Origin of the sequence: Psychrobacillus sp. FSL K6-1464 (assembly GCF_038003145.1) — a bacterium.
Classification (GTDB): Bacteria; Bacillota; Bacilli; order Bacillales_A; family Planococcaceae; genus Psychrobacillus; species Psychrobacillus psychrotolerans.
This window is the reverse complement of record NZ_JBBOOP010000002.1, coordinates 291,292-317,276: the sequence shown is the minus strand read 5'-3', so window position 1 is coordinate 317,276 and position 25,985 is coordinate 291,292. Positions and strand designations below refer to the sequence as shown.

The 25,985-nt window shown below is 39.0% G+C and carries 28 protein-coding genes; 11 read left to right on the top strand and 17 right to left on the bottom strand.

Going from position 1 to position 25,985, the window contains the following annotated elements; translation table 11 throughout:
* Positions 1 to 23: 23 nt before the first annotated feature.
* The 10 genes from MKX39_RS21615 to MKX39_RS21570 form a co-directional block, all read right to left on the bottom strand.
* On the bottom strand, positions 24 to 704 hold the full coding sequence (locus tag MKX39_RS21615) for an SAF domain-containing protein (RefSeq protein WP_340765392.1): 681 nt from the start codon (positions 702 to 704) through the stop codon (positions 24 to 26).
* A 20-nt stretch (positions 705 to 724) separates the two neighbouring features.
* Positions 725 to 1,207 (bottom strand): TadE/TadG family type IV pilus assembly protein, encoded by a 483-nt coding sequence (locus MKX39_RS21610; protein ID WP_340771925.1) that lies wholly within the window; start codon positions 1,205 to 1,207, stop codon positions 725 to 727.
* A 232-nt stretch (positions 1,208 to 1,439) separates the two neighbouring features.
* Positions 1,440 to 4,913: an RCC1 domain-containing protein gene (locus tag MKX39_RS21605; RefSeq protein ID WP_340771921.1), complete on the bottom strand. Its 3,474-nt coding sequence runs from the start codon at positions 4,911 to 4,913 to the stop codon at positions 1,440 to 1,442.
* A gap of 105 nt (positions 4,914 to 5,018) precedes the next feature.
* Positions 5,019 to 5,207, bottom strand: coding sequence for a hypothetical protein (locus MKX39_RS21600; protein WP_340765387.1), 189 nt, complete (start codon positions 5,205 to 5,207; stop codon positions 5,019 to 5,021).
* Positions 5,208 to 5,285: 78 nt separating this feature from the next.
* Positions 5,286 to 5,474, bottom strand: a complete 189-nt coding sequence (locus tag MKX39_RS21595) for a hypothetical protein (RefSeq protein ID WP_340765387.1) — start codon at positions 5,472 to 5,474, stop codon at positions 5,286 to 5,288.
* Positions 5,475 to 5,553: 79 nt separating this feature from the next.
* Entirely contained in the window at positions 5,554 to 5,742 is a 189-nt protein-coding gene (locus MKX39_RS21590) for a hypothetical protein (protein WP_340765384.1), read from the bottom strand.
* Between the two features lie 91 nt (positions 5,743 to 5,833).
* Complete coding sequence (locus MKX39_RS21585; RefSeq protein ID WP_340765382.1) at positions 5,834 to 6,022, bottom strand: hypothetical protein; 189 nt, start codon at positions 6,020 to 6,022, stop codon at positions 5,834 to 5,836.
* Positions 6,023 to 6,165: 143 nt separating this feature from the next.
* Complete coding sequence (locus MKX39_RS21580) at positions 6,166 to 6,768, bottom strand: A24 family peptidase (protein WP_340765379.1); 603 nt, start codon at positions 6,766 to 6,768, stop codon at positions 6,166 to 6,168.
* A 29-nt stretch (positions 6,769 to 6,797) separates the two neighbouring features.
* Positions 6,798 to 7,694, bottom strand: a complete 897-nt coding sequence (locus MKX39_RS21575) for a hypothetical protein (RefSeq protein WP_340771919.1) — start codon at positions 7,692 to 7,694, stop codon at positions 6,798 to 6,800.
* 131 nt (positions 7,695 to 7,825) lie between these two features.
* Positions 7,826 to 8,551, bottom strand: a complete 726-nt coding sequence (locus MKX39_RS21570) for a helix-turn-helix domain-containing protein (RefSeq protein ID WP_340765376.1) — start codon at positions 8,549 to 8,551, stop codon at positions 7,826 to 7,828.
* A gap of 236 nt (positions 8,552 to 8,787) precedes the next feature.
* Here MKX39_RS21570 and MKX39_RS21565 point away from each other — a divergent pair, with 236 nt between their 5' ends.
* On the top strand, positions 8,788 to 9,033 hold the full coding sequence (locus tag MKX39_RS21565) for a hypothetical protein (protein ID WP_340765374.1): 246 nt from the start codon (positions 8,788 to 8,790) through the stop codon (positions 9,031 to 9,033).
* A 167-nt stretch (positions 9,034 to 9,200) separates the two neighbouring features.
* Complete coding sequence (locus tag MKX39_RS21560; RefSeq protein ID WP_340765371.1) at positions 9,201 to 10,499, top strand: replication-relaxation family protein; 1,299 nt, start codon at positions 9,201 to 9,203, stop codon at positions 10,497 to 10,499.
* Positions 10,500 to 11,046: 547 nt separating this feature from the next.
* Here MKX39_RS21560 and MKX39_RS21555 read toward each other — a convergent pair.
* The 3 genes from MKX39_RS21555 to MKX39_RS21545 form a co-directional block, all read right to left on the bottom strand.
* Entirely contained in the window at positions 11,047 to 11,427 is a 381-nt protein-coding gene (locus MKX39_RS21555; protein WP_340765369.1) for a hypothetical protein, read from the bottom strand.
* A gap of 119 nt (positions 11,428 to 11,546) precedes the next feature.
* A complete protein-coding gene (locus MKX39_RS21550; RefSeq protein WP_340765367.1) occupies positions 11,547 to 12,602 on the bottom strand; it encodes a hypothetical protein in 1,056 nt (351 codons plus the stop codon).
* A gap of 45 nt (positions 12,603 to 12,647) precedes the next feature.
* On the bottom strand, positions 12,648 to 13,595 hold the full coding sequence (locus MKX39_RS21545; RefSeq protein WP_340765366.1) for an OB-fold nucleic acid binding domain-containing protein: 948 nt from the start codon (positions 13,593 to 13,595) through the stop codon (positions 12,648 to 12,650).
* A 242-nt stretch (positions 13,596 to 13,837) separates the two neighbouring features.
* On the opposite strand from MKX39_RS21545, the gene MKX39_RS21540 reads away from it, so the two are divergent.
* The 4 genes from MKX39_RS21540 to MKX39_RS21525 all read left to right on the top strand — a co-directional run bounded on the left by MKX39_RS21540 (position 13,838) and on the right by MKX39_RS21525 (position 16,856).
* Entirely contained in the window at positions 13,838 to 14,761 is a 924-nt protein-coding gene (locus MKX39_RS21540; protein ID WP_340771916.1) for a response regulator, read from the top strand.
* Complete coding sequence (locus tag MKX39_RS21535; protein WP_340765363.1) at positions 14,758 to 15,513, top strand: S1 RNA-binding domain-containing protein; 756 nt, start codon at positions 14,758 to 14,760, stop codon at positions 15,511 to 15,513. Before MKX39_RS21540 ends, MKX39_RS21535 begins: the two co-directional genes overlap by 4 nt.
* 63 nt (positions 15,514 to 15,576) lie before the next feature.
* Complete coding sequence (locus tag MKX39_RS21530) at positions 15,577 to 16,509, top strand: replication-relaxation family protein (protein WP_340765361.1); 933 nt, start codon at positions 15,577 to 15,579, stop codon at positions 16,507 to 16,509.
* Complete coding sequence (locus MKX39_RS21525; RefSeq protein ID WP_340765359.1) at positions 16,506 to 16,856, top strand: helix-turn-helix domain-containing protein; 351 nt, start codon at positions 16,506 to 16,508, stop codon at positions 16,854 to 16,856. The genes MKX39_RS21530 and MKX39_RS21525 overlap by 4 nt, the downstream gene beginning before the upstream one ends.
* Before the next feature lie 15 nt (positions 16,857 to 16,871).
* Here MKX39_RS21525 and MKX39_RS21520 read toward each other — a convergent pair whose 3' ends face one another.
* Positions 16,872 to 17,264, bottom strand: a complete 393-nt coding sequence (locus tag MKX39_RS21520; protein ID WP_340771914.1) for a hypothetical protein — start codon at positions 17,262 to 17,264, stop codon at positions 16,872 to 16,874.
* A gap of 158 nt (positions 17,265 to 17,422) precedes the next feature.
* Here MKX39_RS21520 and MKX39_RS21515 point away from each other — a divergent pair, with 158 nt between their 5' ends.
* From MKX39_RS21515 to recJ, 4 genes are all read left to right on the top strand, one after another.
* Entirely contained in the window at positions 17,423 to 18,097 is a 675-nt protein-coding gene (locus MKX39_RS21515; RefSeq protein ID WP_340771912.1) for a dTMP kinase, read from the top strand.
* Positions 18,098 to 18,204: 107 nt separating this feature from the next.
* Complete coding sequence (locus MKX39_RS21510; RefSeq protein ID WP_340765354.1) at positions 18,205 to 18,846, top strand: helix-turn-helix transcriptional regulator; 642 nt, start codon at positions 18,205 to 18,207, stop codon at positions 18,844 to 18,846.
* Between the two features lie 324 nt (positions 18,847 to 19,170).
* Positions 19,171 to 19,680 carry a metal-dependent hydrolase gene (locus MKX39_RS21505; protein WP_340765353.1) on the top strand — a complete coding sequence of 170 codons (510 nt, stop codon included), beginning with the start codon at positions 19,171 to 19,173 and terminating at the stop codon, positions 19,678 to 19,680.
* A gap of 118 nt (positions 19,681 to 19,798) precedes the next feature.
* A complete protein-coding gene (gene recJ, locus MKX39_RS21500) occupies positions 19,799 to 21,499 on the top strand; it encodes a single-stranded-DNA-specific exonuclease RecJ (protein ID WP_340765350.1) in 1,701 nt (566 codons plus the stop codon).
* A gap of 99 nt (positions 21,500 to 21,598) precedes the next feature.
* Here the strand turns inward: recJ and MKX39_RS21495 are convergent, their stop codons facing one another.
* The 3 genes from MKX39_RS21495 to MKX39_RS21485 form a co-directional block, all read right to left on the bottom strand.
* Positions 21,599 to 21,964 carry a hypothetical protein gene (locus MKX39_RS21495; protein ID WP_340771910.1) on the bottom strand — a complete coding sequence of 122 codons (366 nt, stop codon included), beginning with the start codon at positions 21,962 to 21,964 and terminating at the stop codon, positions 21,599 to 21,601.
* A 108-nt stretch (positions 21,965 to 22,072) separates the two neighbouring features.
* On the bottom strand, positions 22,073 to 22,543 hold the full coding sequence (locus MKX39_RS21490; RefSeq protein WP_340765346.1) for a GNAT family N-acetyltransferase: 471 nt from the start codon (positions 22,541 to 22,543) through the stop codon (positions 22,073 to 22,075).
* Between the two features lie 104 nt (positions 22,544 to 22,647).
* The gene (locus tag MKX39_RS21485) at positions 22,648 to 23,589 is read right to left on the bottom strand and encodes an S-layer homology domain-containing protein (protein WP_340771907.1); all 942 of its coding nucleotides are present in this window, start codon (positions 23,587 to 23,589) and stop codon (positions 22,648 to 22,650) included.
* Between the two features lie 174 nt (positions 23,590 to 23,763).
* On the opposite strand from MKX39_RS21485, the gene MKX39_RS21480 reads away from it, so the two are divergent.
* Positions 23,764 to 25,215: a hypothetical protein gene (locus tag MKX39_RS21480; RefSeq protein ID WP_340765342.1), complete on the top strand. Its 1,452-nt coding sequence runs from the start codon at positions 23,764 to 23,766 to the stop codon at positions 25,213 to 25,215.
* Positions 25,216 to 25,985: the final 770 nt, after the last annotated feature.

The following is a 25,985-nucleotide window of genomic DNA, read 5'->3' as shown; positions in this document are numbered from 1 at the left end:
CTCCTGTACCCGTCACCTCCCTCTTATTTTCCAGTCTCTTCAACTGGTAGATTTGTTATAAATTCGTTAAATGACTGCATGCCAGATTTCTCTGCATCTGCCAAGGTATTGTATTCCATGACGATAATCTCACCGGACTTCGATGCTTTATAGAAAACCGCAGCTTCCTCTTCGCTCATGAGTAAATTCACTGAATCAATCACGCCCGTTTCTTTCCCTGAACTGTTAACTTTAATCGAATTTGAAGCGACTGCCTTCTTATCCAACACCATGAATAAATCGGTGTTGTCATACTCTGTCGGAATGACAGCAATGCGAACAGTATCTCCTTTATCGATTCCACGCATATCGCTTACCGATTGAACATTGATCATAAATTGCTTTTTGTCTCGGTCTTTTTCAGTAATACGCTCTTTCACAATAACTTCGTGTTCAAAAATGGTACTAGATGCAATGTTTCCTTCAATGTTTTTCGTATAGTCCAGTTTATAACTAGACAACATCGCGGTAACTGGTATTTGAATGGCCGCAATATTCTCTTTTCCAAGTTTTGTGCCTTCTGGTATATCTGTTCTGGCCACATAGACTATCCGCATATCCTCTTCTTTCATAGAGTCTTTATAAAAGTTTTGGTAGTAAAACATAGCCGCGGCCAATATGAATGTCACCGCGAGTACCGAGAAAAGTAATTTATTCGTTTTCATTCGTCATTCTCCTTTTTCTGTTAGTATCGTTCTGAATAGAACGAAGATTTGAATGTATAGCTTTCGATAGAACCTTCTAAACCTAAAACTTTTATCAATGGTTTAAGCATCTTATTGTTAGCAGGAGTTTCTACTCTCATCACCATTAGCTCCCCTGAATCTCTCGACACATATACCTCACCAGTTCCAATAGGATCGATGTCCATTGTTGGTAAGCCACTTTCGGTCACAAGAGATATTTCTATTTCATTGGAATGGTCAATAAATGAATAATTCTTGAGTGTATTTTCGAATATCTCAATGTCTCTATCCGTTAATCCTCCTTGCCTTTCAGCCATTACACTTAATGACCGTACATCTTGTTGTACATGTCCGTAAGAGATTAAAACCAAAAAGAAAGCTATAACTAGATAAGCCATAATCATCATAATGGATGCTATAAAAACCGCCTCGACAGACACATAACCGTCTTCTTCTCTCTTCCACTGTTTCAATAGAAACAAGAGAGCACCTCCCTTTTATGTTGCCTGTAGTATACATTATAAATAATTTATATACAGAGGTCAACGTTAATCTGAATCATTCGACACGATTCGCTTGGTCTATGATATGCAGGTCTTTTTGGTTCACTACCGAAATCAAACACTACTCTTTTGAAGGAACAAAAAAGCAGCCCTATGAAAGGACTGCCAGATAACAAGAGAGTCAACTATTAAATAGTGATTAGTATCTCGTTCAATTCATAACTGCATCGTGTCGTGCTTGAAGGTCAGCTTTTGCTTTCCCCTCAGACAATACATCGATAGCAGCTTGAGCTTTTGCGAAGTACGGGGCACGTTTGTATTTCTCCGCAAGAGCGACTGCATTATTAGCAGCGACAATGAGCTTTTGCATTTCGAGTTCTTTCTGCATGTCTGTGAAGAATGTAGAAAGTTTCTCGATGACTTCACTTTGAGTCGCCGTATATTTGCTTAGGGCTTCGATACTTTTAGAAGCCTTTGTCATATACGTTGAGGTTTGGCGTTCTTTCGCCACTCCAACTGCTGTGTAAGCTTCTTGAAGTGCCTTCTTAATTGTTGCATCGGTGATGGCCTCGATTTCGGCTTTTAAGTCATAGGCAAACTGCATCGCTTCGGTTACTTCGATTGCATCTAAGCGGTCTACTAGTACTTGCTTCGCTTCGCCATCTTTTAGTCCGTTCACAAGCGAACGAGCTTCTTCGATAACGAATAAATCACTAGCTGATTCAGCAATTGTAACTGAATCGGTCGCTGTTTTTAGCTTTGTTGCTTCGACTTGGTCACTAGCTCCACTGGAGAGAATGTCCAATCTATCTTGCAGAGCTGCTTTTACCTCGCTTGTAGGAAGTTTGCCGACTGCCTCCTGTGCACGCGTGAGGTACGGGTCACGCTTATAGCGTTCTGCGTAAGAAACTTGTGTCTCTGCTGCTTTCAGAAGAGCTGGATCTACTACAGGAGCCTCTGGTTTTACTGGAGCAGCATCTTGGATTGCTTTTAGTCGATTTTCCAAAGCTGTTTTATCGGTTCCTTCTTTTAGCTTCGATACAAGATCTTTCGCACTTGTTAGATACGGATCCCTTTTATGTTGCTCTGCTAACACCACATGGGCTATTGCTTCTTCTAGAAGTGCAACTTCCACTTCAGCTGCAAGTGCATCTCGAATAACTTTCATACGATTGGCAAGTTCGGTTTTCTTTGGAGAATCTTTTAGCTTGGCTATGCTATCCTTAGCCTCCGTGATGTACGGTTCACGTTTCGTCAGTTCTGCCGATTTTACTTTACTTTCAGCATCTAGAGTCAGTTTTAGTTGTTGAATTCGTTCACTCAGTTCTGTTTTGAGCGGGCCGTCTGATAGCTGATTGATGGCTTTTTCTGCTAAAGTGATATTGTAGCTCGTTTGCATTTTCTCTGCTTGAGCTACTGCATTCATCGCCTTTTGGTTAGCCTCGATTGTCGCAATACCTTCACTTAGCCTTGTTTTCGTGGGGCTTTCAGGTAATTTGGCAACTAGTTCTTTGGCACCTGCGACTTGCTCTTTTGTCGACTGGTCGTTTAACTTTTCGACAGTCTCTTGTGCTTCTTTTAACAACTCTGCACCTTCAGGAGTAACAACGATAGCATTTAACCGTTGTATAAGAGTAGTCTTCTCGGAAACGTTAGGCAATGATTCTACTAACGAACGAGCTACGTCTATATCTGCTTGTATCTTCGAGCCTTCTGCCTTTTTCACAGAAGTCGTTGCTTGGGCGATCTGAGTAGCTATAGCTTTTGCATCGTCAATTGTTTTTTGCACGATATTCAGGCGAACTGTAAGAGCTGTTTTCTCCGTGCCATCTGGCAGACTGTTCACAAGTGAACGAGATGTGTTCACATCTGCTTGAAGTTTGAATTGTTCCGCTTTTTCCACGGAAGTTGTTGCTTCTGCAAGACTCGCATCTATGTCATCTGCCTTCGTAGCCTCTACTTCTTGTTTCGTATTGTCTTTTAGTGTAGATTCCGGCAACTGAGTTACTAGCTCATCTAGTCCTGCAAGTTCACCGCTTGCGATTTTGTCCCAGATGATTTCAAGTAAACCAATGATGTCCAGTACATCCTGTATAGTATGGGCTACTTCTGATCGGTGAGAGTCGTTTAGTAATGACTTTGAATTGTTCAAGATGTCATTTAAAGCTTCACGCATAGCCAAAACATCAGCTTTCGAACCTTCACCAGTGAGCAAGTAAGCTTTCATGTCGACAAGTTCTGCCATCATTTCTTCATAAGAAGCTGTTATTCCATCGATTGTGTCTTGAACAACATTTAATCGTTCGGTCAAAGCTGTTTTCTCTTTGCTATCAGGTAAGGCGTTTACAAGAGAACGAGAAGCATCTAAGTCAGGTTGTAGTTTCGTATTCTCTGATTTTTCGACTGAAGCTATCGCCATGGCAATTAGTTCCTTAAGTTCAGCTTCCCCTCCGAAATCTACTTTGATATCTGCTAGTAATGTTGGTCTATTCTTATTTGCAATGGTCCCGTCACCAAGTTGTCCCATAGCATTATACCCCCATGCATAGACACTACCGTCCGAGGTGATAGCAAGCGAGTAACTATTTCCTGTTTTAACTTCTACCACATTCGACAGGCCAGATACTTTGGTTGGTGCGGTTTTGTTCGATGTTGTTCCGTCACCCAATTCTCCAGACGCATTATAACCCCACGCATAGACACTGCCGTCTGAGGTGATAGCTAACGAGTGCTGCCGTCCAGCTTCGACGGCTATTACCTCTGAAAGTCCGTTTATTTTTGTTGCTGTGTTTTTTTGCGTTGTCGTACCATTTCCCAGCTGTCCATAATTGTTCTCTCCCCACGAATAGACACTTCCATCTGAAGTTAGGGCGAGGGAGAAGTTGTTCCCAGCCTTGACTGAGACGACATCGGAGAGTCCGTTTACTATAGTTGGTGTGCTTCTTGGTGTTGTCTTTCCATCGCCAAGCTGTCCAGTATGATTCCATCCCCACGCATAAACACTACCATTTGACTTGAGGGCGAGGGAGTGAATCACCCCGGCTTCGACGGACACTACATCCGAGAGGTTGCTAATTCTTGTTGGAATACGTTTATTTATTTCAGTCCCATCGCCAAGTTGTCCGTGCACATTATATCCCCACCCATAGACACTTCCATCCGACAAAATAGCGAAGGAGTGCTGGTCTCCAGCTTTTATAGCCACTGCGTTTGATAAACCGTTTATTTTCGTGGGTACAGGGTTGTAGGATGTATTCATTCCGTCGCCTAATTGTCCACTATCATTATTTCCCCATGTATACACGCTGCCATCAGAGGTGATGGCTAAGGAGTGCATACCACGAGCATCAACAGCGACCACATCTGATAATCCATTCACTTTCGTTGGTATGGTTTTGTTGATTTTTGTTCCATCTCCCAACTGCCCTTTCTGGTTATTTCCCCATGAATAAACGCTTCCATCGGATGTGATAGCGAGGGAGTGGTTATACCCACTTACGATGACATCAAAAATTCCTTGTTCAATAGCAGCTTCCGCAACCTGCATATGTGATAATGACAATCCTGTTGGCCCAATTGTCGTCGCAGCTCCAGACAAAAGTAAAGAAGATGCTAAGAACGTCTTGATAAATCTACTAAATAATACATTTCGTGCTCTGTATTGCTTATTTGTTTCTTTTTTCATTTTTTTCCTCCTTGTAGTTTTTTTATTTTATGCACAGCCTAGTTAATAATTACCAAATATAACCAAGTAAGACAAAAAAAAGACCCAATTAAGGGTCTTCTTCAATTAGATTCCTGGAGTGATCAGTAACGCATCTGTAACTGCATCAACTGCAGCATTTGAAGCATCAGTACCAACTGTTACGAATTGACCGATAGCGAATACGCCTAAGCCGATAAGCAATGCTGCTACAATTACTGTTTCAACTGAGATGAACCCAGCTTTTTCACGTAATTTTGACATCATGTTTTTCATGTGTGTTTTCCTCCTATTTTTATTTTTTTTGGAACTTGCTGTTAGCGTGCCGTCACAATGACACCTGCTAGATTAGCATTAGATTCCTGGAGTGATCAGTAACGCATCTGTAACTGCATCAACTGCAGCATTTGAAGCATCTGTACCAACTGTTACGAATTGACCGATAGCGAATACGCCTAAGCCGATAAGCAATGCTGCTACGATAACCGTTTCAACTGAGATGAACCCAGCTTTTTCGCGTAGTTTAGACATCATGTTTTTCATGTGTGTTTTCCTCCTGATTTTATTTTTTTGCGAACTAGCAGTTGGTGTGTCGCCAAAAAAGGCGACTGCCAAACTAGTATTAGATTCCTGGAGTGATTAGCAACGCATCTGTAACTGCATCAACTGCAGCATTTGAAGCGTCTGTACCAACTGTTACGAATTGACCGATAGCGAATACGCCTAAACCGATCAGTAACGCTGCCACGATTACTGTTTCCACTGAGATAAACCCAGCCTTTTCACGCATTTTCTTCATGATTTGTTTCATTCGTTTGTTTCCTCCGATTTCTATTATTTTTGTTTTATTTGTGTCAAGGTGTTGACTGGAATACTCGTAAGCAACCAGTCTAGTGGAATAATTAAATTCCTGGAGTGATCAATAACGCGTCAGTTACGGCATCTACTGCTGCATTAGAAGCATCTGTACCAACTGTTACGAACTGGCTGATAGCGAATACGCCTAAACCAATTAGTAATGCTGCCACGATTACTGTTTCCACCGAAATGAAACCAGCTTTCGCTTTGAGCGATTGGATGATTTTCTTCACGTTTTTTCCCCCTTTAAATTGATAAGCCTTGCGATTCTAGCTTTCGCTGTCTCCGCCAACGCTTTTACGTAACTATCATATGCGGGTCCAAAAAATGTATTCCATTGTATCTAGTTCGCGACTCCAAAAATATGCCGAACTCCCTAGAACATCCATAAAATAAGGAATCCTACTACCATGAATGGGCCAAATGCAATCTTGTCTTTTCTGTTTTTTAATTTACAAGCGATTAAAATAAGCGATAGGAATGCTGCACAAATCATGGTAAACATCATGAATTCCCCAACACTCGAAAGCCCAATCATCAAACCGATAGATGGTGACAGTTTGACATCTCCCATTCCAAAGGCCCCTTTGGCAAAGACATATAATAGTACAAAGATGCCTAATAAGACTATCCCACCAAGGATTAACTCTTTTCCGAAAGCTGACCACAAAGATAAACAGTAGATTCCAGAAAGAACAAATGCGAAAGCTGACAATCTATTCGGGATTAGTTGGTGTTTCCAGTCGATAATGCCAATCATCAATAAATTCGCAACGAAGGGAATAAAAACTAAAACTGCCGGTCGTTGAAATAGCATGTCATAATTTACTTTTAATAGAGGGAACAGCAAAACAGTAAAAATCATAACTCCCACTAGCCACTTCCATGACACCGGATATTCCTTTCTGGTGTTCAGCCATATTCCGAACTCCAGCAGTAAGGTGATTACAATTGCAATTATTAAATACATTGTTTCCATATAGACGGGGACATGCCCCTTCCCTCCTTTTATTTTGGATGTATGCGTTCCGTGATTAGTAATTTTTTCAGTTCGTGTGTAACCTGTCCGATAACTGCAGACTCTTCACGGGTCGAGCCGTCTTCTAATGAAGTGAAAATAGCTTCTACAACAAGCATAGAACCGATTGGTGCGTCCTCTGGGACTGTGAAACTTGCAGAGTTACCAAAGCTCAACGAATGATCCCCTCCGACAAATAGCATTTTTACTTCTGCTGTTTCTTTCTCAGGATTGCTTGGTGAAACGGAAACAGAAACAGAGACATTTCCTCCACTTGCCATATGCAAGTCTGGAGAAGTAACTGGCCAGTCTTGTCTATCATAAATTGCGGGATTCACGACTTTGGATGCAGATAAACTTCCAAATGATAACGAACCAGTATATGTTTTATCCACTTTATCTCTCCACCTAAGACCGAGTCCCTGAGCTGCTCGAACCTCTATGACAGGCGGTAAAAAAATTGGCTTTGTATATGCATGTAGTCCAATAAACACCGATGGGCCTGAAGTTTGGAACTGAACACCTTCTGTTCGCACGGTTCGGCTTGTCTCGGTGGCTCTCTCATTAATAGCAACATCCTGAATAGGCATGCTGTCTAGTTGACCGGTACCCTCACCAAACTCGCTAGCAAGCAAGTTGTTTACTGAAGCTTGAGATTTATTTATATCAAGGACAATTTCTCCTTCTTTCAATTCTTCTTCATCAATTTGCCAGACCCCAGCTTTCGCCATGTTGTCCGCAACCATTTCGATCTTCGACTTAGCTGAATATGATTGTGTTATTTCAATTACTAGAAAAAGAATAATAGGCGTTAATATTGCTGCAAACAACAAAAACGGGACAGTGACATAGCCACCCTCGTTCCGTACTTTCTTAAATTTCATCATTCCACCCCTTTTTTCGTATTTCTCTGGCTATTATAGTGACAAGGCCATTAATCTATGAAAGAAAGTATGTTTAATCAATTGGAATAAAAAAAAGCCGCTCCCATTGTAGGAGCGACCGTTTATCTTATTATTTATTTTTGTTCGTTTTTTTGTTGTTCTCTCTTAAATTTCTCTGCCATTTCCATTAATTCAATCATTTCCGCATATTTTTTTTCACCAAAGTCACAATTTAATAGGTGAATTACAGTTTTTATAAATAAAGACTTCTCTTCCTCATCAATATCACGACCTTTGATGGCTAATGGAGTATTAAATAAAAGAGTTTCTACATTTATCGCAGAGTTTCCTGTTGAACCAGTTTGCTTAATGGATGAATTCCCTTCTGCTAAAGTAACAAAAGCAACTGGATCCTGGTCAAGTGCCATCGCAATCTTCTCCAACATCTCTTTTGAAGGAGTTTTTCGGTCTCCTTTTTCAATTCGATGTATGTATGAAGAGCTAATACCAGATACTTCTTGCATTTGGCGAAGGGAAAGCCCCTTACTTAATCTTAAGTTCTTAATAAGTTCTCCAATTTCTGAGTACTTTGGTTTTTCAATTCGCTTTCGTAACATTCTTGTGATTCTGTAGAATTTAGCTACGTCTTCTTCTGTTAATCCTGTTTTTTTAGAACTACGAGCTTTTTCTATCTCTTCTTCGATCATTTCAATCTTCTCTACAGTTTCAAATCCCATAGTCTCTCGTATTAAATTATCGATTCGAGAAATAGCTACGCGATTGTCTCTTTTAGACGATTCTTCTATAAATTCTAAGTACCAATCTCCAAGTCTTTTTCTTTCTTCTAATAAAATATCCATATATGCCGCAGCCTAAGCTGCTTCACCCCTTTTCTCTAATATTATTTGTTGTTTCTAAAGTTGTGTAACTATTATTTAACTATTATTTAACTCTTATCCTTACTATACCACAAAGATAGTACAAAAGAAACATTTTTGTTCAATATAGTATATATTTTTTATTTTCGTTGACTGTGGTGTACAATGGTGATATACTTAAGTTATAAATATAAGCAGAACGAAAGGGGAAAAATAATATGATTAACAAAGCTGATTCTTACCACTTAACAAGAGGAACTAAATTAATGATTGAGGAAATTGTAAAAGCAGAAACAAGAATAAATCGCTATGAAATTTGCGATCGTCTTGTTCAGAGCGTGATGGAGAAGTATCCCGGTTCAGCTTTAGACTACCAAGTTAAACGCATGAATATCGAAACTACTGGTAAAGTATTACAAGCTATCGATACTTACTTCTTCAAACACCACCGTATCGCATCTTAATCCAATTAATAATCGGAACACTGTATAGTGTTCCTTACATATTACGATAACAAATATACTATAGTCAACAAATAAATATATAGGTATACATCATGCGACCGTTTATGAGCGTACCTTCCTTCCATTCCGCATATAATACAGCGGAATTTTTTTATGGAGGGAAAGCTATGGCAAAACCATTGAATGAATTACTGCAAACACTAAAACAACAAGATGTGGATATTCTGTATATGATTTATCAATACCGGTGTCTATCACTCTTGCAAATAAAAGAACTGAAACAACAAAGACAAACATTAGATGATGCCAAAGCAACAAGGATTACAAAAACATCTTTACGATTGTTGAAAAAAGAAGAGCTTTTAAAAGAAGAAGAGTACCTTGGAGACCGCATTTGTTATTTCCTCACTCCACTCGGAATTGAAATCATACGACACTTTTTCGAGTTGCCCACGAATATCTACGACTCTAAAAGAAAAGTGGTCCGTCGTGGCTACTACTTGGCATCTGAACTCAGCATGTATCCCAAACTCATCAACCATCAAATACATTTGAATCAGTTTGTTATTGAGTATATGGCTACACAACCATCTATTCCATGGAGATATTATGACGAAAAGTATGTCTCGCAATACACAAGTATTCGACCAGATGGAATGATTTCCTTTGCCGACATTGATCTCTTTTTAGAGATGGATATGGGAACGGAATCCCGAAAACAACTGTGCGATAAGTGGGAAAACTATCGTAACTTCTTAAATTCGCAAGAATATGCATTTAGAGAAAAGCGAATCGTGGTATTTTTCATCTGCGAAAATGTGGTTCGTACAAAAGAACGTGTTGCTCTGGTTAAGCACACGATTTATGAACGGCTTTTAGATAAGATGGAAGCGGATTTTGACATAATGGTTGGTTCCAAAGAAGACTTATTGGCATACTTAACCAATGTTCTCATTCCATCCTTCACTAGAAACGACCTGAACGCTCGAAAAATAGAGCATTTCCTTTCCGTAAAACACAAATTTGTAACCTCGGATGGAGACAGATTGTCCAGACTCTTTCCCGATGCGGATTATAGATGGTATATCCGTAAATTAGATGAGGAGCAGAAAATTTTAGTTAAAGAAGGTAGAATACAAGAGTTCTTAGTAGACGATTATGAGGGTGCTCCTGTCAGTATAGTGGCAAAAGTTTCCTATTGGGAAAAGAATACTCTTTACTTCCAGAACCGATTCAAACGGAAGATAGGCTATATTATAGTTGCTGAATCTGAACAGCAAATTAGAGACGATCTACGCATGATTGATATGCACACGCAAGAAAACATATTCTTCACCACAATTCACAGAATGGAACATCTCTCTTTCCACAGAGCTCTTTTTCAGTTTGACTTACTCGGAAATTTGTACTCTTTCGAAAATGCTGGATTAGAACGACGGGTGTTTGAGCCACACACCTTTGAATAACCGAGCCCATTTTGGGCTCTTTTTTGTATTGCATCTAAAAAACAACTTCGACAATGACGAGCACCTTGCTACCTTAAGGACTACTATCCGTAATAATTTATTCATTGCTTTTCATAAAAGGTGTCTTTTCAGTACCTTTATTTTTTTAGGAAGATTATTTTACTTTCGTGCTGTTGGAGGAAATACTATGTAACATTACGGTATATAGGTTATTGGCTCACTATGTCGGAATATTCCGTTTTTATATTATGTTGTTTAGTTATATATAAATTCTAAGTTTTTTTTAATTTTCTATTGTTCAGCAAGACTCTTTGCGATTGCGGGAATAAACTGTGACGTGATTGTATATAGGTTATTGGTTCATTATGTCGGAATATTCAGTCAACAAGTACTCCGTTCGGGATACTTTGTGTTTTTTCTAAAGTATCCCGAATATATATAATGTCATCGTTCTGGTTGCGAGGTATCCAGAGAAGCTAACGTCTAAAATACGAGAGGATATAAAAAGCACTCCGCTATACAGCAGAATGCTCATTACCAGGATTACCTATTCTTTTTTCTCTAATTCCAATAGGAGTGTGCCGTTTTTCCGAAGGGTAATCTGGTAATCTACTAATAGGTTTACTTCGATTCCTTCCTCCATGTACTGCTCAATATATTCCGTCACTTCAAACCAACTGCGAATTTCCTTTTTATTGTTAAGTAAACTTGCCCCTTGACCTTCCTTATTGAAACCTATTACTAATTTGGTCTGTCCTTTATCCGTATCGTAACCAAATCGAATTCCTGTGACCTTTTCTTCTTGAATGTATTCTTTCAAGCTCTTGGAAAGTATTACGGTATAGGCAATTCCTTCGGTTTTCTTGCGTCTGCTCTTAAATCTTATTGTCATATTACTCGTATCTGCTTTGTCTACTAACCATTTCATCTACTAATCACCTCTCCATGATAGATATTTTAGCATAAATATATCCAAAATCGAGAATATTCCTCTATATTTCGACAATTTAGCAATAGATATAAAAAAAAAGAGGCTTTTGGCCTCTCTCATGCTGATTCTTTTTCTTCGTATTCCATTTCATATATCTCTAGCAACTCTTCATACGTAAGCGAGCTATTAGTAGTCGAAATTTTCGTTCCGATAGATAGTTCCTCTGCATATCCAATGATTTGCGATGCAATCGACTCTGCTCTTTCTGCAATTTCATCTTGGTCTGATATTCTGGATGTCTTATCCATCTGAGCAGCAATGCCATTTACTCGGTCATTCGATAGAATATTCTTTTGCTTGATCCGTTTAGCCGCATCCTGAAGAGCTGTTTTCGATTTTTGTGTAACCGAATTTCCTCTTTCAATAGTCGACAACACAGCAGATACCTGTTGGAAACCATCATTCAAACAAGAAGCAATAATTTCGTACATCGTGGTAACCGATTCTCCTTGCATGCCTTGGGCAATTGTTTCTTTGATATCATCCTCAAACATATCCAAATTCTCCATTACTGGAAAAGGTTTAACTTCTAAGTCCATGTAGAAGGATTCTTTGTATTCTTCTCGTGATGGGATTTTCGCAAGAATAGATGTGACGACTATCTCTTGGTCAACCGCGTTCAAGTCGTCTAAACTGGCACGAAGCGACTTTTCAAATTGCTTCATTAAGCTTTCCCATTGAACAACTATTCTGTCTCTCGTTTCAAAATACCGCTTTTTATGTTCCTCAAATTTTCTCAAGAAGGTTTTGTACGTTTCAATCGGCATATATTTATCATCAAATCCAATACATGCACGACGTCTAGCTGTACGAACACTGGATTCTGCATTTCCAAGCTCTTTATCTAGCGTGTCTGGAATAAAATTGATCTTCCCTAGCTTTACATGGTCTGCAAAGAATTTTTGTGTTTCCTCATTTTTATCTGTTAGATTAACCCCGTAAACTTTAGGATTTACTTCGATATGTGAGCGACGGCGTCCCACCGTTTCACTCACTACTAGTCCCGTTTTTTGTATGAATTTAGAAAGGTCTTCCATGCTGCTGATGTGACCTTTCCCCTTCAATTCATCAATCAATTCTTTTGTTTTATCTTTTGAATAGTGCATGCTCATATGGCATCCTCCTTTTTATAGGCGTGTTTCCACGCCTCGAACCCTTTAATTATCAAATGTTTTTAGATAGACTTTCTTTTGGAAGAGTTTCGCAAACTCTTGCCCTTCAGAAGACTTACTGCTCAAATGTTCGAAATGCCCCAGTTGCAAATTAAGGTTCCAGATGATGCCAAACATCACAGCTTCTTTAGATCTTGCTGTATGGAGGTCTCCCCAGTCACTTCTTCCATGAGCAGAACCAATACAATGCTCAAGCAACAACTTTTTCTCAGGTGGCATATCAACTTTTATAAGTTCTTCCAAGACCACTTTCATCGTAAGATAAAGTTCTTCGAAAAATTCGCCTGTTTTAGTCCGTGAAACACGACTGTTTTTAATCTCATACGCAAATGCTTTGCCCACAGGCTCTAGGATGGCAACAGTCTTTAGCAAGTCTCTACTAACTCCATGACCATCTTCGTTTATCACTTCGGATACACTATCGATTAAGCGAAGCAACCGTACAACAGATACAATAATTCCCCCTGTGTACGAAAATCCGCTCATGAGAGTTGCTGGTGAACTGAAATAAAGATTGTTCACATCCGAACGAGATAGCACATTTAACACCAACTGTTTCAGCGAATCATCGGTGATTGCTTGTACATGTTCATTAAGTTGATGTTTCAACTTAATTAATGTATCTTTCTCCAGACCCACCTCTGGCAATTTCTCTATGCGAAACTTTACAATGTCAATATTCTGATGTTCTACTCCAAGAGAAATTTTCCCTTCTATAGATACAAACATACCTTCCTCTAACTGCTCCACATCTTTATAAACTGGATGGTTGTTCCATACAAAAGAAGCAAGCGTTCCGGTAGAATCAGTAAACTGTAAAAACCAGTATTTTTCACTCTTCCGGTTCTCTTTTTCTTCCTTCTTAGTTACATAAGCCTGAATAACACCCAGTTCGTTGTCCGTAGATTCATTAATCTTTTTAACAGCGTTCATAAGAACTCCTCCTTTTTAATTCGGTTACCTTCCTAACTAGACGCAAAGATTGACGTCCCTCCTTTTGATTTAAACTGTTCTATTCTAGTTGTTTTCTTCCTAATTCATTCCGTTTAAATATCGTTCCCCCATTTATTATGATTCGTTCGACCAAAACGAGTAATAATACATAGCCCAAGTGTGTAAAATAAAATTGACAACAGTCAACCAGAATAAAATAAAGTGAGGAAAGAGGTGAAGTAATGCGGATACTGGTAATTGACGATGCTTATGCGATGCGTAACCTCATACAAAGGTGTGTAAAGCAGGCAGGTTACAATATACCGCTAGAGGCCAAGTCTTCGCACGAAGGAATTCAAATTCTGGAAGCAAAGAAACCGGACCTCGTTCTCCTTGATCTGAAGCTAGAAGGAAATGACAGTTTTGAATTTCTAGAGTACATCAGGACACTGAGTAACCCACCGGTTATCTTCGGATTAAATGGTTCTAATCAACCAGAAATATCCGAGCGTGCCATGGAACATGGCGTGAAGTTAGTCGTCCGCAAACCGTTTCAACCTAGATTCTTGACCGATCGGATCGATGAGCTTGCTGAAGAGCTTGCAGAGAAGCCAACAGAGATAGTCTCAACAGAAACAATTGACTCAACTGAAAAAATAAAGGAGCCACAGCTATTCGCTGCGGAGGTACCCCTTGTACAAGATGATGCTGAAGATGACTTTTTTAATCAGAAAGTAACAGTTATGGCTTCTCCAAAAGAAGAGCCCGACAGTATCATTCGAGTGAAATCTGACCGGGATCAATTAGTTTTTGAAAGAGACTACGAACAAATGCCTATTTCGAAAGAACTTGAGCTTCTGCCAGTAAATGAATTGGAACCTGAATCAGAAGTCGATGTTGCACAAGTAGTAAATTTTTTTCATGAAGAGGCAGCAGAAATACAGGAGGATCCTGTTCTAAAGCCAGAAGTTTGGAGACCGCGTATACGCCCTCCCAACAACTCTAGTTTGGAAGAGTCTCCAACATTAACACCATCATCACTAAACCCGGAGTACACAGAGGAAGTGTATTTCATCAATAAAGAGGAAGATGCACAAGAGACCAAAGAGTCCTTCTTCTCCCTCATCAAAAAATTTTTCAATAGAAAACAGGAGGAAATAAAATGAAAAACCAAAAAGCATTCGAAAAAGCGATGGAAGAAAAGAAAGTTATGAAAGGAACTATCAAGTTAGTTCAGTTCGACAAAGAGTTAAACACAGATATCCTAGGTATGGATTTAGACGGTGTGAAAGCTGTTATCGTTCGTGAAGAAGTAGATGTGGATCTTAATTGGCGTTCGCTTGTTAACTTCCTTGGTCGCGAAGTTCACTACACAATTAAGAGCATCGACCTAGAAAACGGTATCGTTTATTGCTCTCGTAAAGAAGCACAACAATTGACGAAAGACGGTGTTGTAAAACGCTTAGAAGAAGGCGAAGTAGCAAACGGTCAAATCATTAATATTCTGAAATACGGAGCATATGTGGAAATTGATGGCGTAACTGGATTACTGAAAAACCAAGATTTCGCAGATGACTACACAGCTATTGGCGATGTGAAGAAAATTGGTGAAAAAATCAACATTCGCCTTCGCAAAGTTTCTGAAAGCGGACGTTTACTGTTCGAAGCGGTGGAAAAGCATAGCAGCCCGACGATCATGGGTATCGATATGTTCGAACGTGACCAAATCGTATTTGGAATGATTCGAAACGTGAAACCTTGGGGAGTATTCGTGCGTATTGCACCAAATTTAGATGCTCTTTGCTCCATTCCTCCAACTGGTGAAATCGAAGAAGGTATGAAAGTATCTTTCCGAATCACTCAAGTAGATGAAGAACAAGGTCGCGTACGCGGAAAAATCTTACGTGTCTTGTCTTAATCCTAAAGAGGGGAGCTTTGCTCTCCTTTTTCTTATACCTAAAATCAGAGAGGAGTCAAACAAGTGAGTTTCTTATTAAAAACAGACAAACACGAAACTATACCAGCAGATCTGCGACAAACATTTGAAAACAAATTTACCTTAAGTGTGGGTCGTAACGAAATTGTCAAAATGAAAAACACAGATGTCATTAAAGACCGTGATCTAGATGTTGCCAAGTTCTTATTTCAAATGACTTTCGCAACGGCTCGACAAATTCATATGGCTTTAGCTGACAAATCATCGAGTGGAAACATTCAAGCTCGTTTAGAAAAACTGGTGAGGTATCGCATTCTAAACAAATTCATGCTTTCTTCTTTTGAAGAGGAAAAGGTTCATCCAGAAGCACAGGAGTTTTATTGCCTTGACTTAGGCGGACGATATCTACTTGCTCATTATTCCAATCAAGATACAACAGATTGGGTATCTACGGTCAATATGAAATCCTCTGAGCTAATTTCCAAGACCTTAGCCGTTACAGAGTTTTACGTCCAGCTAAAACGAAGCATTCCAGAAAAAATCATATCTTTTAAAGCTGAACCCGAATTGCGTATGGGGAAAAAGAATATCGTCCCTTCCTTTGAATTAACACTTGATGTGGGCGGATTACCTAAATGCTTTTTAGGAGAAGTCGTAAGAGAATATGATTTCCCTTCCCAGTTTAGAGATAAAGCTGCGAAACTAGAATCAATATTGGTAACCCGAGCGTGGAAAAAGTATTATTACCAATCGGATACTCCACCAGTATTGTTTGTTCTATGTGATGGAGACAGAACCGCATTCGATGCAGGGAAATTGATACAAGAGACAACAGAGATGCGTTCGTATCGACTTACGACAGATGAACGCATGTCTACCATTCCTCTGTATGAATTGGGAGCATTCCTTCGCTATGAGGCTGAAGAACCTGATGAAAAAAAATTGAGAGAAATCAAAGCAGTTACCTTCCGACCATGAAGAATGATTCGTTTGGTGAAATGTTGCGAACGACTCGTGTGGCAGAGCAGATGACTTTAAAAGAGTTGTCTGTAGCCACAGGACTATCCTCTTCTTACATCTCTCGCATGGAAAGGGACCAACGCACCCCTTCTGTCGAAAGTCTAAGACTAATAGCAGGCTCCCTGCCATTGTCCTTATCTCAACTTTTACAAGCAACGGGCCATGAAATCCCTGATGTACCATTTATAGAGCTTTCGGACATGTTAAAAAAAGAGATGGTGCTTCATGGGAAAAAGGCACCTAAAGATTTAACGGATGCCTTAAAAAAACAATTGAATCGCTATACAAAAAAGGACCTGACATAATGCCGGGTCCTTTTGCTATTGGTAGAAGTTTAGGATCACTAGCGTTACAAACAATCCGAAACCTCCGAGTATTGCCGTAGTGACAAAGAGCACCAGAATATCTTTTAAAACAGCTTGTCTTTCATAAGGATTATCTCCAGTGTTAGACAGCTTCATCATTAACATGATGAATATCAATATGGAAGTTAATAGACCAAAAGCAAGGACGAATGCCAAGAATTTTTGCCAATCCTCATACAAATTAAACCAAGCTTCATCTACATTCTTCGGATCATCATACTGAATCCTGTCTGCTCCTCCTCCTAGACCTATGTCTTCTTGTTGGGCATAAGTCACAGTTGGAGAGACAAACAACAACAACAAACACATGAAAAGGAAAACGCCAACCGCATTCCATTTATTTTTCATTTTTTTACTCCTTTCTACTTATTCGCTGCTCTATCATATGTATTTTGTATGGCTTCGATTCTTCAATATTCGACGCATTGTTTTATTTCTACTGCATAAGATGGTGTAGACGTAAAAAATAGGAAAGTCAAAACTTTGATAAAAAAGGAGCGTTTCATATGAAAGGGAAATTAATCGTTTTAGAATCTGGTGTAGATGGTGCAGGAAAAGAGACGCAAGCGAAATTACTGGAGAAATCACTCATAAATGCGGGCGTTAAAACAAGGAGAATCAGCTTTCCAGCATACGAATCCCCTTCTTCTGCATTAGTACGCATGTATTTGAATGGTTCGTTCGGACTTGATCCAGAAGCTATCAACCCTTATGCTGCTTCTACGTTTTATTCGGTAGACAGATTGGGAAGCTACTTGTCAGATTGGAAAAAGGATTTGGAAGATGGTGTAGTCATTATTCTTGATCGTTATACATCGAGCAATATGATTTACCAAGGTGCTAAGTTGTCGGGAGAGGAACGTCGTACCTATTTATCTTGGTTGGACCACCATGAACATGAGATATGTGGGCTACCAAGACCCGACCTTATGTTGTTTCTTGATGTAGAACCTGAGGTGTCTAAAAAACTTAGAGAAGGACGTACATTAAAAGTTGGAGGAGAACGAGATATTCATGAAGAAAATGATAGTTACATGCGGACTACCTGTTTAGCAGGACGAGAAGCAGCGTCAACATTCGATTGGAAAGTAATCGCATGCGATAACGGAAGCACTATGTACGATATAGATGTTATTCAGCAAAAGATTTATCAAGAAGCGTTGACTTTGTTGCATACCTAACAGAAGGACCTTGCCTAACGGCCGGGTCCTTTGTCAATTTTATTTGACAATATAGGGTCTACCAGTTATGATAAGAACAATAGATAAGATTTATGGGAGGTTTTTGGATGACTAATGAAAAGTCCCCGTTAGTGGAAGGTCAAATATTAGAAGGCATTTGGGAAATAGAAAAACTGGGTTTAGTTTTAGATAAAGAAGAAGATGTAATCGATAATAAAATCATGGATATCCTCGACGACAAACGAATGATATTGTCAACTTTGGCCAAGAAAACAGGGTTGTCCCGACAACTAGTAAATACAATTGTAACTGGCAAGTCGAAACCTGGTATAGACGCTGCACTCAAGATATCGTATGTTTTAGGTGAGCCAGTGGAGAAACTCTTTTCCTTGACTGATTCAGCATGGCTAACTCCTTTGAAATCAGACTCAGACACATCCTTATACTTATCAATGGTCGATAATGAAGTGCTTCCATATCATGAAAGAACTTTACGAATCAAAGCGGACAAAATGGAGTATTTCAATCCAGGGACTAGAAAAAAGTTTACAAAAAAAGAAATAGAACGCTCCATGAAGTCTTATGTGGAAGAGCGAATAGAATCACGACATGAGCAAATTCTTAAAGAACATCCCGGTATGGGGTGGAATCAAGCGAAAAGCGTAGCTGGTAAGCAGCTGAAGCAAGAATTCATGGAAGACTACGAGTTATTATTTAGACAAATTATGATACCAGTAGAAAAGGATTGACGAGGAGTTGAGAAGAAATGGAGAGATTATTGACAGCTATCAAAGATACTCGCTGTATAAAACGAATTCAGAAAAGGACGAAATCTTCTAAAAGTTTTTTTTCTGTATTAGTTCATAATCTCTTGTTCTCTCCTTTAGCATCTAACCGATTAATCCGTCGAATTATCGCCTGGCAACTTGCTTTTTTATTGCTAATCCCCTTCGCTTTCCTAGTTCGGAAGGGAATTGAATGCATCATTCGCCTACTTTTTTAATAGAGTAGGCTTTAATTTTGCCTCTAATTGCGTATGATAGAACGATTTCATACAAAAGGAGGCTGCAATAATGAGATACAACACACATTTAATGGGTGGAGTGGCTACGGCTGCCGCTTTATATGCCATTGCTCCAGAAGCTACAGTGGAAGTGGGACTTGCAATGACTGCAGGTACTTTAATTGGTTCCCTGTTTCCTGATATTGATCATAAAGGAAGCTTTATTGGGAAAAGACTCAAACTTCTGAGCTTTCTTGTTCGGATGACAACTGGACATCGCGGAGCAACCCATGCACCTATTCTACTAGCTGCATTGTCCATTGCCCTACTCTTTGTTGGCAATTTATTTGGATTTGGACAAATGTGGCTATTCGGTATCATCGGGTTCTTCTGTGGAGCGATCAGTCATGTGCTCCTAGATGCCCTCACACCTGCTGGAGTTCCACTGATGTATCCATTTTCAAAAGAATCGACGAATTTTGCGAAAATTAAGACTGGTAGTTTCGGAGAGACATTGTTCGGATTCGCTCTCATGCTCTGTATCGTGGTCGCACTCGGTTCTTATTGGTTGCCAATTTAAAAGGTTCGGAGTCCTTCGGGGCTCTTTTTTTTATGAAAACCCTTGTCCTGCATAGGATAGAACAAGAAAAAAATAATTGGAGAGCTTTTTGGCTCAATATTAGAAAAGGAGTGTTCACATGACTGCTATTTGGAAAAGAAAAAGGACCGAGGATTTATCGAAATTAAAAGCGGATAAAGAATTGGCTCGATTGTCGGACAATGTACTACAGGTGCTTGCATCCCGAGGATTCAGAGATGCACAATCAGCTAAAGCTGTTCTGTACGGAGAATTGTCGGATCTGCACGACCCATCATTATTAAAAGATGCGGATAAAGCTGTGAAGTATTTAATGCAATGGATCAAGGAAGGTCGTGTATTTTTAGTTTATGGTGATTATGACGCTGATGGTGTTACTTCAGCAACTATCATGACTTCTCTATTACGTGGGGCAGGAGCTCGAGTTGATTATTGGGCAAACGATCGTTTTGCTCATGGATACACGATAACCCCTGACAGTATTGATGCGATGCTACTAAAACATCCAGAGACGGAAGTTATAGTGACTGTTGATAATGGAATATCTGGCCATGCAGGAATTGCTCACGCGATGAAACTTGGATTAGAGGTAATTATTACGGATCACCATGATGTAGGAGAGACGATTCCAGAATGTGTTGCGGTCGTAAACCCACATCAAAAAGATTGTCCATACCCATTCAAAGGATTGTGTGGGGCATCCGTAGCTTTTAAGCTCATGCATTTATTGTACTTCCGTATGGGGCTTCCTATTGAGCACGTGTACGACACCTTGGACTTAGTTGCTTTAGGAACTGTGGCGGATGTTATGCCGCAGCTCGATGAGAACCGTATTATGATTCGAAAAGGATTTGAAAAGGCGATGAGAGGAGACCGAAAAGCATTCTCCATACTTCGTGAAGTCTTAGCTCCAAAAACTATTGATGCTCGTAGTGTGTTTGGATTTAGTTATGGGCCGGCCATTAACTCCATTGGTCGTTTGGACGGTGATCCATCCATTGCTATCGAACTGTTTCTAACCGATGACGAGACTCGTATGAAAGAGATTGCCACGTACTTGAAGACGCGTAACGAAGACCGCTCCGCACTCACTCGAGAGCTATGTGAAGTAGCTATCGAAATGGTCGAAAAAGTTGGCGTAAAACATATGAATGTGGTGTATTCACCAGATTTTCACGAAGGTCTTACCGGCCTTATTGCTAGTCGTTTAAAAGAACGATATAATCGACCATTCTTTGTTTTTACGGATGCAAAAGGTAATACATTAAAAGGTTCAGGACGAGGAATTGAAGGATTTCATCTGAAGAGAGCGATGGATAAATGCCCAGAAACACTAGTCGGATACGGCGGACATGCAAAAGCTGCTGGTGCATCCACCACGCTTGCTCTCATAGATTCATTCGCGGAGAAAATGAACAAATTCGCTGAAGAGGAATTGACTGAAGAAGATTTTCAGAAAGTCATTACAGTAGAAATACCGTTAACTCCTGAAGGTTTGACGCTAGACTTTATCGAGGATTTACGTGTTTTAGAGCCATTTGGCGAAGCGTTTCCCCCACCCGTCATCGGACTTATGGCTTTTCAAGTAAGAAGTGAATTCCGAATGGGTAGCGAGAAGCAACATGCGAAGCTAAAAGGAGACAGTCTGGACGTAATCATTTGGAATGATGGCAACTTGTATGATGAACTGGGAAGACCTGCCGTCATAAAAGCAATCGGAAATCCGGATATCAATGATTACATGGGAAAACGATCAGTACAATTTAAAGCAGATGCCGAAAATGTACGGTCTGCAGGTTGATAACAGGAGCAGAAATGCTCCTTTTTTATTTGCTTAATAATTGCGATAAAAAAAATAGACCATTCATAAATGATGGTCTGTCAAACTCTATTCCTCTATTTATTCAATTGCCGAAATATTAATGGTTTTGCCAGATTCTAACATAATTTGGAATGTTTTTTGAGTCAACCATCCATAAGATTCGTTTGTCGTGTTTCTCGTGAATTTCATAGGAACTTCATTGAGCAGATAAATTGCGTCTAATCCTAATTCTAAGTAATTGTTTTGTTCTTTTTCATCAAAATGGAGCTCAATGCCATTACCAATCATTAGCTCTACTACTACAGTTCCTTTGTATAAAGTTTTCATATGGTCCATCACAGTTAAATCCGCTTTAAAACCAGCAGTGTTGACTTCATTAAACATTTTTATTAGTTCCTCATTGTTGTCCTTCTCAAATTGATTTAGTTTTCTTTGTTTTTTCATTTCCTACACTCCTTTTTCTTTTGTTTGTCATCTAAATCAATTATAAATAGTTTCCTTCTGTTAAACGAGTTGCGTTTTGGAATTTCGTGTAATAGTAAACACCTTTTATTAAATATTCTTTGTTAACGTCAAATCGCATTTCTTAACTATGTTAAATGCAACATGTTGATTCTTTGGTTCAGAACCTTGGAAGCCCGGCCAATATGCAACATAACCATTACGGTAAAGCCATTCAATCACTTCAGTTGCTTCTTGATTTGTTGACTTTATGATTCCTATAACTTGATGAAAACCTAACTGTTTAGCAATGCCTTCTAATTCCCCCAAAATGAAAGAACCTGCCCCATTGCCTTGATGTTCTTTGTCGACAGCCACGGATATTTCGAAGTCATCTTCTTCTTTGTGTACCCAGCCAAAACCTATGATTCTTTTATGTTCATCTATAAGTTTCCACCATTCCTGAAAAAGAGTTTCACCGTACTTCAAATCGCCCATATCAAATGTTCCTTCCTTTGCCTCCCCTACTATCCTTTCCTTTTCATGGTCCCATAGGGCGTTTTTTTCATTTATCAATTCCATAAAACCTCTCCGTTCTGTATGGGGTAATTTTATTCACTATTCGCTATCCATATTCATGGCAAACCATAAAAACGACCCACCCTTTTAGGCAGATCGTTTGTTGTTTAATTGTAATACATGTTTGTATCGTCTGTTATGTAGTTAGGTGTTTTGCTGTCGTTTACATACACCTTCACATAAACGTGTTTAAGCGATGGGTTCATATCGGATACTGTTTTCTTTAAAGATTGTACGAATTCATGATAATTTTCCACGGAAATATTCTTTCCATCGGTGTAAGCTTTCACGCTAAGTGTTATGCCTCCATCTTTCGCAGAGTTTTCGTATACATCGTAACGGAAGCGATCTAACTCAAAACCGTGAAGCCCAAGAGCTTTCTTGTTTTTGAAGCCGCTGACCCCGTCTTCCGCTGGTGTAGATGGCTTAACCGGAACAACTGCTCCTGGTTTGCCTCCCTGTGCACGATGCATGAATACAGCGAAATGCTGACGTTCTAGTTTTTCTTGTGGGAGGTACTTTCCGCCGTTTCCAGTGGTAATTCCGTTAGTGTACATAGCCAATACATACTCCTCAGACCAATGGCCCTCAACATCCGAAAGATTCTTTGTTCCTTTTGCTTCTAATTCATAAGCGTTTGTAAGTACTTTAGCCATCTGTCCACGAGTTAATGAATCAGATACTCCGAAAGTGCCATCTCCTTTACCATCTACAATTCCTGCTTGATAAACAGCTTGTATTTCATCATGATATTGGTGATTTGTTGGAACATCTTTAAATGCAACAGCTGCTCTTTCTAACTCAAAGTTTTCTGAACGAGAAAGCATTGCCGCCATTTGGCCACGCGTGATCGAGTCGTTTGGTTTAAATGTGCCATCTGGATATCCGTTAATTACACCTGCGTCTGCCATTTCAACAACAATATCATGCGTCCAAAGTGTACTTGGTACATCTTTAAAGCTTTTTGCTTGTGCACTTGCTGCATTAGGTACGGCTAATGCTAATATGGTTAAGATTCCTACACCTATTTTAGTAGTTCTGTTCTTCATATCTCCAACCTCCAATGTTTGAATTAAATATTTTACACGTTATCTTACTTCTTATTATACACATAGATTCCCATTTTGTCAATTATATTTTACTTATTTCAACTGACTATTTGCTTCTTGATGACATGTTTCGATATAATCATAAATAACTAGTTAGTTTTGGAGGTGTTTGATATGCAAGAAGTTCCAATGATTGTTCGAAAAGATATAGAAGATTATCTGCATGCTAATGTTCCAGCCATGAAGCGTCGTATATATACCCAAGTCATGCGAAACGAATTTCCTGATGAACAAGTGTTGATAGACTTTTTATTAGAAGAACGAATAGGTATACACGATGGCAATGGTTTGGATATGGTTGGGATGAGAAAAACTCATTTTAATAAGCGTCAAATAATGAAACGCGACTGGTATAAGAAATTATTAGCAGAAATAGAGAAGGGTAATAACCCCGTTGCTATGGAGTTTAATACAATGGATGCATTAATTACAGCAAACGATCTAGACTCAGGTTACGTAGGCGTAGAAGATGAAGATGAGTACATAGCAAAGCGAATGGATGCTGTCGAAAAATGGATCGCGGATAAAACGCAACATATTACGGATTATCCATTTTTATTCTATAAGCCTACTCGTTCAGTTAAAAATGCTTTTCTTAATGATTTATCTTTTCTTATTAGCAAATACATATTGGATAAATACGGGCCAACGGGAAACATATATCAGGAAATTGAGCACAATCCAAGTCTTGTAAGTACACCTGCATTCAGTGAGCGTAGCTCCAGTGAAGTTATGATACCTTCAGAAAATCCCGGTCTATTAACAGGCGAATACACCTCATGGAATAAAAATGTTACGATACGCACGCTTGTGGATTTAAAAGATGGCGATGAATTAATGGTGCCTTCTTGGAATCCAGATACGGTTGACATGAAAATTATCCGCCACATTTTAAGACAAAAAACGTCTTCATTCTATTTAGATAGAAAAATTTCCTTCCCAATAGGACCGCTAGTTAAAGACGTTTACGGATCTAGGGCCGGAAGGCATTATGAAGAAGCCCAAAAACGTCTATTTAAAATTAAAATGATGAGTTTTATGATGAAAGTTAGAAGACGTGAGCCAGGTTCTAAAGGGACCGACTTATCTTGGTCGTTCCTCGATTCCGTTTCTATTGATAAAGATGCTCTCATCGCTCAAGTGGTAGTGAATGAAGCAGCATTTGAACAATTGATAAATGAGGATACTATTCGTATTTACCATCGAGAGATTGATAGCTTACGAATTGAGTTTTCGCAATTGTTGGTGCATTTGATGCAAAAAGAAAGACTTCGTATTTATGTAGAAGGAGATAACTCAGAGGGCTATTATGGATTAGTCGATTTCTTCTCCACTCAAATTAGGATTGATGAAAAATCACCCAAAGATGCAATGAACAAAATAGAAGACAGCTTAAAAGAATTTTGTAAGCTAGAAATAATTATTAGTAGTTACACTAGACAAAAAGATGGCTTCTTGGTGAAATTTAAAGAATTCTCCGATGCTGAAGTCGTCGATTATAAGCTCTCTACCTCCAATTCTACTGGAATAGATAATACAGGGACAAAGAATCTTGAGCAGGCATAACATAATTTGACAATATACAACAATAAAACAAACACTTTTGTTCTCTTCCGAACCTAGGTGTTTGTTTTTTTTAACTCTTAATGGATTAAAGAAAGAATACAAAGAAACTTTCTTTACCTTTTTGCGTCACCTAAGCTCTTACTTTAACATTTATTATTATACAAGATAATTTCTTTACTTTTTTGCGTCATTTACTCTGTTTTCTTTGCCTTTTTGCGTCACACAAGACTATTTCTTTGTTTTATTGCGTCACTCCACCTCTTATCTTCACCTTTTTTGCTTCATCCAAGACAGTTTCTTTACTTTTTTGCGTCACTCACTCTGTTTTCTTTACCTTTTTGCGTCACACAAGATATTTTCTTTACTTTTTTGCGTCATTCTAACTGTTTTCTTTACCTTTCTGCGTCAGTCAAAGCGGTTTCTTTACTTTTTTGCGTCACTTTCTTAATTTTCTTTACCTTTCTGCGTCACACAAGATAATTTCTTTACTTTTTTGCGTCACTTTCTTAATTTTCTTTACCTTTCTGCGTCAGTCAAAGCAGTTTCTTTACTTTTTTGCGTCTCCAAGCTAGTTATCTTTACTTTTTTGCGTCTTAAAATGATTTTTCTTTACCTTTTTGCGTCTCAAAGTTAGTTATCTTTACTTTTCTTCGTCACTAAATCCATTTTCTTTACCTTTTTGCGTCACACCTTCTACTTTCTTTACTTTTTTGCGTCAGAGAATAAAAAATATAATTGTTTGAATTCGACAAAAATTGCTAACAAAACTT

Bases quoted from the DNA above. Each gene is read 5' to 3' on its own strand.
- MKX39_RS21480 (WP_340765342.1), top strand. From the start codon at position 23,764: ATGCAAGAAGTTCCAATGATTGTTCGAAAAGATATAGAAGATTATCTG.
- MKX39_RS21550 (WP_340765367.1), bottom strand. From the start codon at position 12,602: ATGAGCATGCACTATTCAAAAGATAAAACAAAAGAATTGATTGATGAA.
- MKX39_RS21510 (WP_340765354.1), top strand. From the start codon at position 18,205: ATGACTAATGAAAAGTCCCCGTTAGTGGAAGGTCAAATATTAGAAGGC.
- MKX39_RS21555 (WP_340765369.1), bottom strand. From the start codon at position 11,427: ATGAAATGGTTAGTAGACAAAGCAGATACGAGTAATATGACAATAAGA.
- MKX39_RS21580 (WP_340765379.1), bottom strand. From the start codon at position 6,768: ATGGAAACAATGTATTTAATAATTGCAATTGTAATCACCTTACTGCTG.
- MKX39_RS21485 (WP_340771907.1), bottom strand. From the start codon at position 23,589: ATGAAGAACAGAACTACTAAAATAGGTGTAGGAATCTTAACCATATTA.
- MKX39_RS21605 (WP_340771921.1), bottom strand. From the start codon at position 4,913: ATGAAAAAAGAAACAAATAAGCAATACAGAGCACGAAATGTATTATTT.
- MKX39_RS21570 (WP_340765376.1), bottom strand. From the start codon at position 8,551: ATGGATATTTTATTAGAAGAAAGAAAAAGACTTGGAGATTGGTACTTA.
- MKX39_RS21575 (WP_340771919.1), bottom strand. From the start codon at position 7,694: ATGATGAAATTTAAGAAAGTACGGAACGAGGGTGGCTATGTCACTGTC.
- recJ (WP_340765350.1), top strand. From the start codon at position 19,799: ATGACTGCTATTTGGAAAAGAAAAAGGACCGAGGATTTATCGAAATTA.
- MKX39_RS21520 (WP_340771914.1), bottom strand. From the start codon at position 17,264: ATGAAAAATAAATGGAATGCGGTTGGCGTTTTCCTTTTCATGTGTTTG.
- MKX39_RS21615 (WP_340765392.1), bottom strand. From the start codon at position 704: ATGAAAACGAATAAATTACTTTTCTCGGTACTCGCGGTGACATTCATA.
- MKX39_RS21525 (WP_340765359.1), top strand. From the start codon at position 16,506: ATGAAGAATGATTCGTTTGGTGAAATGTTGCGAACGACTCGTGTGGCA.
- MKX39_RS21590 (WP_340765384.1), bottom strand. From the start codon at position 5,742: ATGAAACAAATCATGAAGAAAATGCGTGAAAAGGCTGGGTTTATCTCA.
- MKX39_RS21600 (WP_340765387.1), bottom strand. From the start codon at position 5,207: ATGAAAAACATGATGTCAAAATTACGTGAAAAAGCTGGGTTCATCTCA.
- MKX39_RS21490 (WP_340765346.1), bottom strand. From the start codon at position 22,543: ATGGAATTGATAAATGAAAAAAACGCCCTATGGGACCATGAAAAGGAA.
- MKX39_RS21540 (WP_340771916.1), top strand. From the start codon at position 13,838: ATGCGGATACTGGTAATTGACGATGCTTATGCGATGCGTAACCTCATA.
- MKX39_RS21560 (WP_340765371.1), top strand. From the start codon at position 9,201: ATGGCAAAACCATTGAATGAATTACTGCAAACACTAAAACAACAAGAT.
- MKX39_RS21505 (WP_340765353.1), top strand. From the start codon at position 19,171: ATGAGATACAACACACATTTAATGGGTGGAGTGGCTACGGCTGCCGCT.
- MKX39_RS21515 (WP_340771912.1), top strand. From the start codon at position 17,423: ATGAAAGGGAAATTAATCGTTTTAGAATCTGGTGTAGATGGTGCAGGA.
- MKX39_RS21535 (WP_340765363.1), top strand. From the start codon at position 14,758: ATGAAAAACCAAAAAGCATTCGAAAAAGCGATGGAAGAAAAGAAAGTT.
- MKX39_RS21595 (WP_340765387.1), bottom strand. From the start codon at position 5,474: ATGAAAAACATGATGTCTAAACTACGCGAAAAAGCTGGGTTCATCTCA.
- MKX39_RS21545 (WP_340765366.1), bottom strand. From the start codon at position 13,595: ATGAACGCTGTTAAAAAGATTAATGAATCTACGGACAACGAACTGGGT.
- MKX39_RS21495 (WP_340771910.1), bottom strand. From the start codon at position 21,964: ATGAAAAAACAAAGAAAACTAAATCAATTTGAGAAGGACAACAATGAG.
- MKX39_RS21565 (WP_340765374.1), top strand. From the start codon at position 8,788: ATGATTAACAAAGCTGATTCTTACCACTTAACAAGAGGAACTAAATTA.